Raw genomic sequence first — 11,862 nt, forward strand, 5'->3', positions numbered from 1 at the left:
CTATGCAGTTGAGCGCGGGGATGGGATGAGGTGTCCACCATGAGCGAGGTGGACACGATCGATGATCACTCCAGAAGAACCTTTGAGACTTGAGACGGTCGGCGTGTTGCGCAATGGCCGGCGTCGCTATGATCCGGCCAGCAAACAGCGGCTGGTCGAGGCCTGTCTGCAGTCTGGCGTGTCGCTGGCGGGGCTTGCGCTGCAACACGGCGTGAACGCGAACCTGCTGCGCAAGTGGGTGGCCAAGCGACAACTTCAGAACGGGGATGGCCAGCCGGAGGCGCGGGCGCCGATTGCGCCAGCCTTTATTCCGGTTCGCGCGCCGTCGCCGTCGCCAACTCGATCTGCTGGCGCGATTGCGGTCTGCGCGACGGAGCGATCCTGTGCAGGGCGGCTGACGGCATCGATGCCCAACGGCGTGACGCTTTCGCTGGAAGGCGGCGACGCGCAGTTGCTGTCGGCGGTGATTGAAGCGCTGGGGCGTTGCGATGTTCCGACTGGCGTCTGATCTTCGGGTCTACCTTCACCGCGAACCGATTGACTTCCGGGCGGGCATCAACAGCCTGGCGATCGTGGTCGAGCAGTCGATGGGGCTGGATCCGTTCCAGCGCGCGGTGTTCGCGTTCTGCAATCGTCGCCGCGACCGGATCAAGCTGCTGATTTATGATCGGTCAGGATTTTGGATGCTGCTGAAGCGGCTGGAGGCCGACAGATTCCACTGGCCCCGAAGTCAGGAGGCGGTGCTGACGCTGACGACGGAGGAGCTGCACTGGCTGCTTGACGGCATCAACATCGCGGCGGTGCGTCGTCATCCGGTGCGGCAATATCAGAGCGTGGGCTGAGCGTGTTCGATGCGGGCGGCGTCATCGGGCTTCGGCATGGCCGTTCTCAGATGACGCGGCCGAAGACATGACGAAGACATGGGAGCCCGGTTGACGCGGCGGCATGACTTCGATTCAAGACTCCGATGAGTCGCAAGCCCACGACGCACGAACTGGAAGCCTTGATCGCGGCGCACGCGGCCGAGATCGCGGCGCTGAAGGCCGAAAACGAGAAACTCGCACAACGCGTGCTGCATCTAGGAGCCCGTCCAGATATGTTTTCGTGACGGGCATTTGTTGTAGAGTAGCAGGCTCAGGCTGCGTTTGCGAGGTTGAACAGCTTGAGGAGGTTATGGACGGTGCAGATCATTGTCCACTCGGCGCGCACTTTCTCGATGCCCCGCAACAGGAACTGGCGGAAGCCTCTTGCCTGTTTGATCTGCCCGAACACCGGCTCCACCACTTGCTTTCGCAATCGGTAGGGTGTTTCGAAGCCGCCATCGTCGATCTTCTTTCGCATGGCCTGTGTCAGCGGGCCGCCGACTTTTCCGTTCGCTACTGTCGGGTGCTTGGCGCGTCCGGGCGCGACATAGCCATCGATGCTGCGTGTGTCGAGCGCTTCGAGATTGGCTTCGCTGCAGTAGCCGGAATCCGCTGAGGCCTGCCGCGGCTTGCGGCCAAGATTGCTCTCGATGGCCTCGATCAGGGGCACCAACTGGCCCTGATCGCTGCCGTGCTGGGTCAGTTCTTGCGCGACAATGATCTGGGCATGTGCATCGACGGCCGCCTGGGCATTATAGGCCTGAACGAAGCCATCCTTCGACTTCATGATGCGGCTTTCCGGATCGGTGAAGTTGCGTTGCGCCTTGGGATTGGGTTCCTCCGATGGCAGCGCCGCCGGTTTGCCCGGCTTCTTGCGGCCTTCGGCCTGGCGCTGCTGTTCCTTTTCGGCCTCGATGCGGCGCTCTTCCTCCGCCGCCAGTTTGGCGTCCGCTTCCAGCGCCGCCATCGCTTGCTGGATCTTCGCCAGCCGTTTCTGCTTGTCGACGGTCCAGTCCGGCAGTTCGTCGCTGTTGCCGAAAGTCTCATCCTCCGAGGCATCCGCCGCCTCGGCGGCCGCCAGCATGCGAGCGACCTCGGCCTTCAATTCCGCCTCGCGCTTCTTCATGCGCTCATAACTCATCGCCTTGTGTTTCGACGCGTTCGCCTTGATCTTCGTACCATCCAGCGCGACATGACCGAGCTTGACCAGCCCGGCCGTCTCGCACAACTTCAGAACCTGCACGAATAGCGCGCCGAGCGCCTTCAAATGTCGCTTGCGAAAGTCGCTGATCGTCCGAAAATCCGGCGCATCCAGCGCCACGATCATCACAAAATCGTTCCGCTCCCGGCAGGCCTTGGCAATCCGACGCGACGAATACAGCCCACTCGCATAGCTATGCAGCAGCAGCGCCACCATCATCCGCGGATCAAACGGCGGCTGCCCAAGCCCGCTCACATAGCTGCCCATGATCTCCCTGAGATCGAGGCTCTCCCGCACCAGATCAACCATAAACCGCGAGACATGGCCTTTCGGCACGAAGTCCTGCACATTCGGCGGCAGAAGCAGCGTCTGATCGATGTTCCAAGGCCGAAAATACTTGCTCATCGCCCAATGTTGAATCAGACCCGACCAGATTTGAACAGCGACTATCCAGACAAGCTCCTAGAGGAGCAGTTGCGCCTGGAGCGCCTGCACCGGTATGCGCCGAAGAGCGAAAAGCTCAAGGAGCGCATCTTCAACGAAGCCGAGCAGGCCGCCGCTGAAAGCCGGGACGACGACGATGTCGAGGCGGTCGCCGTGCCGGACACGGGGTTGCCGGAGGCTCCAAAGCCGGCGCCGAAGGCACGCGGCCGCAAGCCGCTGCCTGACGATCTGCCGCGCCAACGCGTCGAACACGATCTGGGTGAGGATCAAAAGGACTGTCCGTGCTGCCATAATCGGATGCATCGGATGGGCGAGACCGTCACCGAGCAGTTGCACGTCGAGGTCAAGGCGTCGGTGCTGCAACATGTGCGGTTCAAATATGCCTGCCGTCACTGCGAGCGCACCGCGCTGAACACCCCGATTGTGACCGCGCCGATGCCGGCGCAGCCGCTGCCGGGTAGCGTCGCCACGCCATCGACGCTGGCGCTGGTGCTCGCCAACAAATACGTCGACGGCACGCCGCTGTACCGTGTGGCGGACGCGCTGGGGCGCGCCGACGTCAGCATCAGCCGCGGGACGCTGGGCAACTGGGTGATCCGGGCGAGCGAGTTGCATCTGCATCGGGTCTATGACGCGCTACAGCAAAAGCTCATGTCGCAGCCCCTGGTCCACGGCGACGAAACCTGGGTCCAGGTTCTTAAAGAGGACGGCCGTGATGCGCAGGCCAAATCCTTCATGTGGGCCTATCGCAGCGGCCAGGGCTGCGCGCAGCCGGTCGTGCTGTTCGATTACCAGCCCGGTCGCGGCCAGCAACATCCTCAGGCCTTCCTGGCCGGCTATCGCGGCTTGTTGATGAGCGACGGCTATGACGCCTGGCGCACGCTGACAGGCGCGACCCATCTCGGCTGTATGGCGCATGCGCGCAGGAAATTTACCGATGCGCTCAAGGCCAGGACAAAGCCTGGCGGTCCGCCATTGCAGGCGCTCAAGTTCTTCGAGGCGTTGTACGAGGTCGAGAGGGTGGCGCGCCAGACGCCGCCCGACGGCGAAACGCGCGCCGCATACACCTTGCGGCTGCGCCAGCAGCATAGCCTGCCGGTATTGGCCGCCTTCCGGACCTGGCTCGACGACCAGGCGCCGAAGGTGCTACCCGAAAGCTTGACCGGCAAGGCGATCGCCTATGCACGCAACCAATGGGATTATCTGACCCGTTACACCAGTGACGGTCTCGCCCCGATCGATAACAATGTTCTGGAGCGCGACATCAGGCCGTTTTGCACCGGACGAAAAAGTTGGCTGTTCAGCGACACCGTTGCCGGCGCCAAGGCAAGCGCCGTGATCTACAGTTTGGTGCTGACATGCCGGGCATGCGGCGTCGATCCCTATGCATGGCTACGTCACGCGCTCACCGAATTGCCCCAACGCGCGCCAGACGCCGATATCGAAGATCTGTTGCCGTTCAATTGCACCGCTCAAAAAAACCTGCCAGCTGACAACGACAGCGGCTGACCGTCAAACGCTCAGGATCAATCAAGCCGTTCCGATGATCCCGCTGGGCCCCGGCGCCACGCGACGCCGCGGCCAGCCGCGCGCGCAGCCTGTGCAGTAAAATGCGCGCTTACGCTTGATCCTCGGCTATTACAATCACGTCCTGAGCCTGCCTCAGAAGTTTTTCGACAGCATGCGTATAGGTGAAATCGTCTCCCGTATGAACGACGCAATGAAGATCAGAAGCTTCCTGAACGAAGTCTCGATCACCATGGTGGTTAACGTGCTCGTGATACTGTTCTCGTTCGGGCTGATGTTCGTCTACTCGTGGAAGATCGCCTTGGTCGTGGCGACCTCTATCCCACTATACTTATTGGCCTATTGGACCATCAATTGGCTGAATAGGAAGCGCCAGCGCACCATTATGGAAAATGCCGCCGATCTGGAAGCGCAATTAGTTGAATCACTAGGAGCGGTCTCCACGATCAAGACATTCGGTATAGAGAGCCTGGCCAATCTTAAGATGGAGACCCGCTTCATCAAGATGCTACACTCCGTCTATAGCGCCGGCCTTATCTCGGTCTTCGGAGACAATTGCATATTTCAGTGATGGTGAGCAGCGATTTCGCGCGATCATGAGCGGCGAATTCAGACGATCGTGAGCAGCCCGCTCCGGCCGAGGCGGTGATAGAGTCAGCGTTCTGGCTGCTCGTCAAGGGTGATGGTTCTGGCGTTGCGTTTTCGCATGCTTTCGCCGGCAAGCTGGAGGCGGTGAGCGTTATGGACGAGGCGATCGAGGACAGCGTCGGCGTAGGTTGGGTCTCCGATAACTTCGTGCCATGTGTCCACAGGGAGTTGGCTGGTTACGATGGTGGAGGCGCGGCCATGGCGGTCCTCAAGGACTTCCAGTAGATCGCGCCGTTCGGCAGCGGTGAGCACTGACAATCCCCAATCGTCCAAAATCAGAAGCTGGGCGCGGCCAAGGGTTTTGAGCAAGCGGGCATAACGTCCATCCCCCCGCGCGAGTGCCAACGCTTCGAACAATCTTGGGACGCGATGATAGAGAACCGAGCGATTGTCGCGGCAGGCCTTGTGGCCGAGGGCACAGGCTAACCAACTTTTGCCCAATCCGGTCGCTCCGGTTATGAGCAAATTCTCGTGGCGATCGATCCAGTCGCCGCTGACCAGCTTGGCGAAGACGGCCCGGTCGATACCCCGCGGCGTGCGCAAATCGACGTCCTCCAAGCAAGCATTCTGGCGGAGCGCGGCCAGCTTGAGGCGCGTAGTGAGCCGCCTGGTGTCGCGTTCCGCGGCTTCCCGGTCGACCAGCAGGCCGATGCGATCTTCGAACGGCAAGGCTTCGAGATCAGGTGATCGTCGCTGCTCCTCGAAGGCCTTGGCCATGCCGCTCAAGCCGAGCTCGATCAGGCGTTCGTGGGTGGGATGGGTGAGCATACAGGTCTCCTTGGCTTCAGTGGAAATAATCCCGGCCGCGGATGTTGCCGTGGCGCAGGGGTTGGGGTTCGGAGGGCTCGTCGAGAAAGGTGCGATCCAGGCCGTTCTGGAGGATGGAGCGGATCGAGGCGACGGATCGCGCCTTGATCAGAATGCCGCGCCGGCAGGCCGCGTCGACGCGCTCGGCGCTGTAGCTTTTGGCCAGCGACAGAATGCCGAGGCAGGTGCGAAAGCCTTGCTCGGGATGCGGCCGGGCCGCGATCACGGCCTGGAAGAAGGCGGCGGTCGACGGACCGATCCGCTCGCCGGCGGCGATCACTCCGGCGGGCGTCCATTGGCCGTAGCGCCGATGGGCGCTGGGCATGTGGTCGGCGGTGGTGGTGTGGCCCCGCCGGTTGGGCGCGCGGGCGTGGCTGGCGATCCTGCGGCCGTTGTGGAAGATCTCGACCGTCCTGTCGTCGATGCGGGCATCGACAAGCTCACGGATGAGCCGATATGGCGTGGAATACCAGTGTCCATCGATCTCGATATGATAGTCGGGGCCGACCCGGCATCGCTTCCAGCGCGCGAAAGCGTAAGCCTGATCCGGCAGCTTTGTGAGCTTGGGCTTGTCGAGTTCGGAGAACAGTTCGGCGCGGCTGGCGCCAAAGTCGCGCATCTGCCGGGCATTGAGTTCGACGACGAGTATTTTGATGGCTGCGTTCAGCTCCGCCAACGAAAAGAAGCGTTGGTTGCGCAGCCGCGCCAAAATCCATCTCTGGGCGACTTGCACCGCAACTTCGACCTTTGCCTTATCTTTTGGGCGCCGCGGCCGGGCTGCGAGAATGGCCGTGCCGTAATGGCTCGCCATCTCGGCATAGGTTCGGTTGAGGCCAGGATCGTGGCGGTCGGGATTGGTGACGGCGGCCTTGAGATTGTCGCAGACCACGAATGTCGGCGCGCCGCCGAGGAAGGCGAAAAGGTTGATGTGGACCCGGATCCAGTCGGCGAGCCCCTCGCTTGGGCAGGCCTCGGCGTAGGTATAGTTGGAGGCGCCCATCGCTGCGACGAACAGCTTCATCGACTGCACTTCCCCACTTGAGGGGGCGATGACGTCGATGGTGTCGCCGGCGAAATCCACGAAAACCTTCTCGCCGCCCAGATGGGTCTGCCGCATCGAAGGCCGGGCTCGCCCCTTCCAGGCCTCGTAGGTCGTGCAGAACCATGTGTAGCCGAATCCATCGGGATGGCTGGCGCGATACTCGTCCCACAGCAGCCGGCGGGTCACGTTGCGCCGGCGCAGCTCCTTGTCGACATAGCCCCAGTCGGGAACGGGCCGCTGTGGGCTCTGTGACGCAGGCCTCGGCGCAGGGAAAAGCAGCAGCTCCAGGTCTTCGTCGGTCATTCCGACCGGCAACGGCCAGTTCAGTCCGGCAGCCCCGGCTCGGCGCAGATAGCTGTGCACGGCTCCGTTGCTGATGCCCAGGGTGCGCGCGATGGCTCGCTCCGGCAAGCCTTGAACATGTTTTAAGCGGAGAACCTCTTTGATCCGGCGCATCGACAATCTCTGGGTGGGCATCGGCCTTCCTCGTTCACTGACGAGGCAGTTCCTAAGCCGGTTGAGTTGTCGGCCGAAGCGGGCTGAGCCGCTGAAAAGCTGCTCACGATCCCGCGAAATCCGTGCTCACGATCGTCTGAAATCTCTGCTCACGATCCCCTGAAATCCGTGCTCACGATCCCGCGAAACATGCAGACAATGCCTCAACCCTCCTCTCAAACCTATTCACCGTCGTGCTGATGTGGTTCGGTACGACGCTTGTCCTCGATCAGAGCGTCACGCCCGGCGAACTACTGTCCTGCTATACGCTGCTTGGCTATATTACCCGGCCGGTTGCCAGCCTGATCCAAACCAATCGGATCGCTCAGGATGCGTTTATCGCCGCGGATCGCCTGTTCGAGATCTTCGACCTGGAGCCGGCAAGCGGTGGCAGCATCGATGCCACCAAGTCCGAACTTGGCGATATCTGCCTGGAGAACGTCACGTTTCGCCATGGCGCGCAGCCTGAGCTTTTCCAGCATCTCAGCATCACCTTCCGCCGAGGCGAGATGACGGCCGTGGTGGGGAAAAGCGGCTCAGGCAAGAGCTCCCTTGCAGCGCTGGTGCAGAATCTCTATCCGCTTGAGCGTGGATGTATCCGGATCGGCCCGCATGACCTCCAGGACCTCTCGACTGAATCCCTGCGTAAAGTTGTCGCTGCGGTACTGAGCTGGCTCCGGTTGTCTGAACAGATTTTCCGCGTCGATAAGTGGAGCCTCTGCCATGGTTAGGCTGCCAAGCGGAGTGGCAGCGGGTTGAAGTAGGCTTGATCGGGGGTGACGCCGTCAAGGCTCGAATGCGGGCGCCGACCGTTGTAGAAGTCGAGGTATCGGCCGATCGACGCGAGGGCCTCGCTGACGCTGTCATAGGCCCGCAGATACACCTCCTCGTATTTGACGCTGCGCCATAGCCGTTCGACAAACACGTTGTCCCGCCAGGCTCCCTTGCCGTCCATGCTGATCGCAATGCCGTTGTCGGCGAGCACGCCGGTAAAAGCCTGTCCGGTGAACTGCGAGCCCTGATCCGTATTGAAGACGTCCGGCTTGCCGTGACGAGCCAGGGCATCCTGAAGCGTCGCGACACAGAACGCCGCCTCCATGGTGATCGATACGCGCCACGACAGCACGCGGCGGCTGAACCAGTCGAGCACAACCGCCAGATAGACGAAGCCTCGCGCCATCGGGATGTAGGTGATGTCCATCGCCCACACCTGGTTCGGCCGCGTGATCTCCATCCCGCGCAGCAGCTACGGGTAGATCTTGTGGCCCGGCTCGGGCTTTGTCGTGCGTGGACGGCGATAGAGCGCTTCTATCCCCATCCGCCGCATCAACGTCTTCACATGCCGACGGCCGATCTTGCACCCATCGGCAGCCAGCAGCCCTCGCAACATGCGAGAGCCGGCAAAAGGGAACTCCAGATGCAGCCGGTCGAGGCGCTGCATGATCGCAAGGTCGGCGTCCGGCACCGGCCGCGGCAGGTAGTACACGCTGCCGCGGCTGATGTTCAAAGCCTCCGCCTGCCTGGTGATCGACAGCTCGTGCTCACGGTCGATCATCGCTTTGCGCTCAGCAATCCCGCCTTGGTGAGCGCTCCTTCTAAAAAACTATGCGCGGCGATGCGCTCCCCCTGTGGGATAGAAACGGACCGGCGCTAGATTGCCGACCGGGAGGGAGCGGCCGATACGATTTTGGTGGCACGTGACCCCGTTAAAAAACCTGGTCCATGGGTTGTCGCGCACTTGAGAGTGGTGACGCCATCCGGCGATCCCGTTTAGGAATCTGACGTATAGCGCAGCCCAGCCCTTCCGCCGCCGTCAGCAGGAGGATTAGAGATGAACCCCAAAAGATCGAAGTCGAGGAACGGAGGTAAGATGCAGATGGTGCACCCGGACGCGGCTGCCATCGACGTCGGAGCGACTATGCACATGGCTGCCGTGAGGGCAGATCGCGCACCGGAGCCAGTCCGCAGCTTCGGTACCTTCACGGCTGATCTGCATCGGCTAGTCGACTGGTTTACTGAATGCGGCGTCGAGACTGTCGTCATGGAATCGACCAGCGTCTACTGGATTCCGATCTTCGAGCTTCTCGATGCCCGGGGATTTAACGTGTTTCTTGTCAACGCGCGCGATGCCAAGCACGTGCCGGGGCGCAAGACCGATGTCAGCGATGCGCAATGGCTGCAGCGGCTCCATTCATTCGGGTTGCTGCGGGCCAGCTTTCGGCCCAAAGGGCAGATTGCCGAGCTGCGAGCCTACGTGCGTCAGCGCGAGCGTCTGCTGGAGTACGCGGCCTCACACATCCAGCATATGCAGAAGGCCTTGACGGAGATGAATCTTCAGCTGCACCACGTCGTCACCGACATCACCGGCGTGACCGGCCTGCGTATCATACGGGCGATCCTTGCCGGCGAGCGCGATCCTGAGGCGCTGGCGTGCTTGCGCCATTATAGTTGCCGCTCCAGCGCCGAGACGATCGCGAAGGCGCTCACCGGAAGCTACCGCGCCGAGCATCTGTTTGCGCTCGAGCAGGCACTTGCGCTTTACGACGCCTACCACGAGAAGGCATCTGCCTGCGACGCCCGAATTGAAGCCGTGTTGAAGGAACTGAGCTTCCATCGGGGGCATGGCCACGGATCAGCGCCGCGGGTCTCGCGGCGTCGGAATCGAACCGATCAGGCGAACGCTCCAGCTTTCGATGTCCGCGAGGCGCTGTTCGCGTTGCTCGGAAAGGACCTCACCGCGATCGACGGCCTCGGTCCTTACCTCTCGCTGAAGCTGATCGCTGAATGCGGCGACGACCTCTCCTCGTGGCCAAGTGCAAAGCATTTTACCTCCTGGCTGGGACTGGCGCCGAGCAACAAGGTCTCCGGCGGCAAAATGCTCTCGTCCCGAACGCGCCGATCCGGCGGCCGAGCGGCGGCACTTCTGCGCCTTGCTGCCGTGACCGTGGGTCGTACAGACACTGCGCTCGGCGCCTTTTATAGACGGCTCTCAGCGCGCATCGGCAAGGCCAAGGCCGTGACCGCCACGGCCCGGAAGATCGCAGTTCTGTTCTACAATGCTGTGCGATACGGAATGGACTATGTCGATCCCGGGGCCTCGTCCTACGAGACGCGTTACCGGATGCGAGTGGTCAACAATTTGCATCGGCGTGCCAAGGCATTCGGCTTTGTTCTCCATCCCTTGGAGCCGAAAGTAGATGCTGCCGTTTCTTAGGAATCGTTCTCCAGCGTCAGTTCGCCGATCTTGGCGTGCAGCGACTTCACGTCGATGGCTGCTTGCTCCGCTCCGGAGCCGCCGCCGGGACCGAACGCATCGGCGGCCTTGCTTTCAAGCTGAGCCTTCCACGCCGTGATCTGATTGGGGTGGACGTCGAACTGCTCGACAAGCTGAGCCAGCGTTCGATCGCCCTTCACGGCGGCGAGCGCCACCTTCGCCTTGAAGGCCGGTGTGTGGTTCCGGCGTGTTCTTCTGCTCATTGTCGCTCCTGATTCGCAGGCACAGCGTGCCCGCTGTCAGCCAGAAACTCCACTTATCGCCCTGTGCAGAATTCCGGGGCCGGCTCTGTCATTGATCGGCAGGCGTTTGAGGCCAGCTTCTACGCATTGTTGGAAAAGTGGAGGCTGCGTCGGTACACGCCGTGATCAAAATAGACGTCAGTGCAAATCAAGGCGCTTGAGCCGGCCTTACGATCAATTGCAGACCGATGCGTGATCACCATTCCTATTTGGTGGCGCCTGCTCCGGCGCGATCGATGACCCAGGCCACCATGTTGCCCTTGGCCTCTTGAGCCTGCACGTGCCGGAGGGCCTCGGAGTAGGTTAGTAAGGGCGTTTTGTCGCGTCCGTGACACGGTGATGTTCGGCCGGCGTGCCGCCGCACTCAGTTAAGCCGTTGAATAGATAGCAGAACGCTTTTCTGGGCTGTTCCTATGCAGTTGGCACGATTCTTGATTTTCTTGCCAGCCGGCATCGCTCACTCATCCTAAGATTTGGAAAGGACACAGCAATGAAGGCCGATATCTCAGCCTTGGGTCTAACTGAACTAACTCCTGAGGAAGCATCTGCTACTTCGGGAGGCGTGCTTTGGGGGGTTGTGTTTGCAATTGTCGGCGTTGTTGGGATGGCAGCCGCCGCAATAGGTGGATATATAGGGGGCGGTCCACGTTGAGGATAAGCTCGGGACGCTTACAGGCGAAATCGTTGCCAAAACCGCATTGCCTCAAACGGCGTTGATGACGGTAAGCCGGTCCCTCCTATCCACGCGGGAACGACAGAAGGACGTTCGCTTTGTCAATCGGCGTGTCCAATTTTGGCTCGCGTATTGCCGCATTAGCGAATGTTACCCTCATGGCGCCATCGTACTGGTCGATACGACCTTGAAGGATTGGCCGCGCCAAGTGGCTTTTCCGGCTTGCTCGACGAGAGGGGCTGTGGGCGGGTCGGGCCCTACATAGCCCGGGCCGTCCACAGCCCCGGGCCATGGGGCAGCGGTTGTGGCGTCGTCGAGCGGGCCCTGGGCGACCAACCGTTCGGCAGCCCTTCGTCTGAGCGCCTTCAGCAGACGTTGCACAATCGAATGCTGTCTCTTTCCGAACTCCTCGGGGTGTTTCTCGCGCAGCCGGCCGACAATTGCGAGTGCCGTCAGCTGCGGCTGCTCTGCGAGCCACGCTTCGATCGCGGCAATATGCGGGTCGAGCTTGGACGGCATGCGAACTCTGGTCTTATAGGGTCGACGAGTTCGCCGGTGTGTAGCACGCGCGGCTCGCCGACCGTCACGCTCTTGCCGAGCGTCTTCGCGAACGTCGCTGCGGTCGCTGGCAGGATGCTAGTGTGAG

9 protein-coding genes and 4 pseudogenes are annotated in these 11,862 nt (G+C 61.6%); 7 read left to right on the forward strand and 6 right to left on the reverse strand.

Annotated features, from left to right (window positions below):
- Positions 1-61 precede the first annotated feature (61 nt).
- The 3 genes from tnpA to HAP48_RS00150 all read left to right on the forward strand — a co-directional run bounded on the left by tnpA (position 62) and on the right by HAP48_RS00150 (position 1,108).
- Positions 62-508 (forward strand): IS66-like element accessory protein TnpA, encoded by a 447-nt coding sequence (gene tnpA, locus HAP48_RS00140; protein ID WP_166205731.1) that lies wholly within the window; start codon positions 62-64, stop codon positions 506-508.
- Positions 489-842 carry an IS66 family insertion sequence element accessory protein TnpB gene (tnpB, locus tag HAP48_RS00145; protein WP_166205730.1) on the forward strand — a complete coding sequence of 118 codons (354 nt, stop codon included), beginning with the start codon at positions 489-491 and terminating at the stop codon, positions 840-842. The genes tnpA and tnpB overlap by 20 nt, the downstream gene beginning before the upstream one ends.
- A gap of 125 nt (positions 843-967) precedes the next feature.
- Positions 968-1,108: a hypothetical protein gene (locus HAP48_RS00150; protein ID WP_166217178.1), complete on the forward strand. Its 141-nt coding sequence runs from the start codon at positions 968-970 to the stop codon at positions 1,106-1,108.
- 26 nt (positions 1,109-1,134) lie between these two features.
- On the opposite strand, the gene HAP48_RS00155 is transcribed toward HAP48_RS00150, so the two are convergent.
- Positions 1,135-2,469, reverse strand: coding sequence for an IS1182 family transposase (locus HAP48_RS00155; protein ID WP_166202952.1), 1,335 nt, complete (start codon positions 2,467-2,469; stop codon positions 1,135-1,137).
- Positions 2,470-2,475: 6 nt separating this feature from the next.
- Between HAP48_RS00155 and tnpC the strand changes: the two genes are divergently transcribed.
- Entirely contained in the window at positions 2,476-4,017 is a 1,542-nt protein-coding gene (tnpC, locus tag HAP48_RS00160) for an IS66 family transposase (RefSeq protein ID WP_224497205.1), read from the forward strand.
- Between the two features lie 115 nt (positions 4,018-4,132).
- Positions 4,133-4,591 (forward strand): annotated as a pseudogene (locus HAP48_RS00165) (ABC transporter transmembrane domain-containing protein); the annotation flags it as partial.
- 98 nt (positions 4,592-4,689) lie between these two features.
- Here the strand turns inward: HAP48_RS00165 and istB are convergent.
- Positions 4,690-5,451: an IS21-like element helper ATPase IstB gene (gene istB / locus HAP48_RS00170; RefSeq protein ID WP_029085260.1), complete on the reverse strand. Its 762-nt coding sequence runs from the start codon at positions 5,449-5,451 to the stop codon at positions 4,690-4,692.
- 16 nt (positions 5,452-5,467) lie between these two features.
- Positions 5,468-7,009 carry an IS21 family transposase gene (gene istA / locus HAP48_RS00175; protein ID WP_166217180.1) on the reverse strand — a complete coding sequence of 514 codons (1,542 nt, stop codon included), beginning with the start codon at positions 7,007-7,009 and terminating at the stop codon, positions 5,468-5,470.
- Between the two features lie 173 nt (positions 7,010-7,182).
- Here istA and HAP48_RS00180 point away from each other — a divergent pair.
- A pseudogene (locus tag HAP48_RS00180) lies at positions 7,183-7,692 on the forward strand (ATP-binding cassette domain-containing protein); the annotation flags it as partial.
- A 62-nt stretch (positions 7,693-7,754) separates the two neighbouring features.
- Here the strand turns inward: HAP48_RS00180 and HAP48_RS00185 are convergent.
- Positions 7,755-8,630: pseudogene (locus tag HAP48_RS00185) on the reverse strand (IS3 family transposase); the annotation flags it as partial.
- Between the two features lie 228 nt (positions 8,631-8,858).
- Between HAP48_RS00185 and HAP48_RS00190 the strand changes: the two are divergent.
- Positions 8,859-10,241 (forward strand): IS110 family RNA-guided transposase, encoded by a 1,383-nt coding sequence (locus HAP48_RS00190; RefSeq protein ID WP_166217182.1) that lies wholly within the window; start codon positions 8,859-8,861, stop codon positions 10,239-10,241.
- A gap of 2 nt (positions 10,242-10,243) precedes the next feature.
- Here the strand turns inward: HAP48_RS00190 and HAP48_RS00195 are convergent.
- Both HAP48_RS00195 and HAP48_RS00200 read right to left on the reverse strand, forming a co-directional pair.
- Positions 10,244-10,504 (reverse strand): annotated as a pseudogene (locus HAP48_RS00195) (transposase); the annotation flags it as partial.
- A gap of 868 nt (positions 10,505-11,372) precedes the next feature.
- A complete protein-coding gene (locus tag HAP48_RS00200; protein ID WP_166217184.1) occupies positions 11,373-11,735 on the reverse strand; it encodes a hypothetical protein in 363 nt (120 codons plus the stop codon).
- Between the last annotated feature and the right edge of the window lie 127 nt (positions 11,736-11,862).

This window comes from Bradyrhizobium septentrionale (assembly GCF_011516645.4).
Classification (GTDB): Bacteria; Pseudomonadota; Alphaproteobacteria; order Rhizobiales; family Xanthobacteraceae; genus Bradyrhizobium; species Bradyrhizobium septentrionale.

Excerpts from the sequence above, each read along its gene's own strand:
- tnpA (WP_166205731.1), top strand. The coding sequence starts at position 62 with ATGATCACTCCAGAAGAACCTTTGAGACTTGAGACGGTCGGCGTGTTG.
- HAP48_RS00190 (WP_166217182.1), top strand. The coding sequence starts at position 8,859 with ATGAACCCCAAAAGATCGAAGTCGAGGAACGGAGGTAAGATGCAGATG.
- tnpB (WP_166205730.1), top strand. The coding sequence starts at position 489 with ATGTTCCGACTGGCGTCTGATCTTCGGGTCTACCTTCACCGCGAACCG.
- HAP48_RS00150 (WP_166217178.1), top strand. The coding sequence starts at position 968 with ATGAGTCGCAAGCCCACGACGCACGAACTGGAAGCCTTGATCGCGGCG.
- istA (WP_166217180.1), bottom strand. The coding sequence starts at position 7,009 with ATGCCCACCCAGAGATTGTCGATGCGCCGGATCAAAGAGGTTCTCCGC.
- HAP48_RS00155 (WP_166202952.1), bottom strand. The coding sequence starts at position 2,469 with ATGAGCAAGTATTTTCGGCCTTGGAACATCGATCAGACGCTGCTTCTG.
- tnpC (WP_224497205.1), top strand. The coding sequence starts at position 2,476 with ATGTTGAATCAGACCCGACCAGATTTGAACAGCGACTATCCAGACAAG.
- HAP48_RS00200 (WP_166217184.1), bottom strand. The coding sequence starts at position 11,735 with ATGCCGTCCAAGCTCGACCCGCATATTGCCGCGATCGAAGCGTGGCTC.
- istB (WP_029085260.1), bottom strand. The coding sequence starts at position 5,451 with ATGCTCACCCATCCCACCCACGAACGCCTGATCGAGCTCGGCTTGAGC.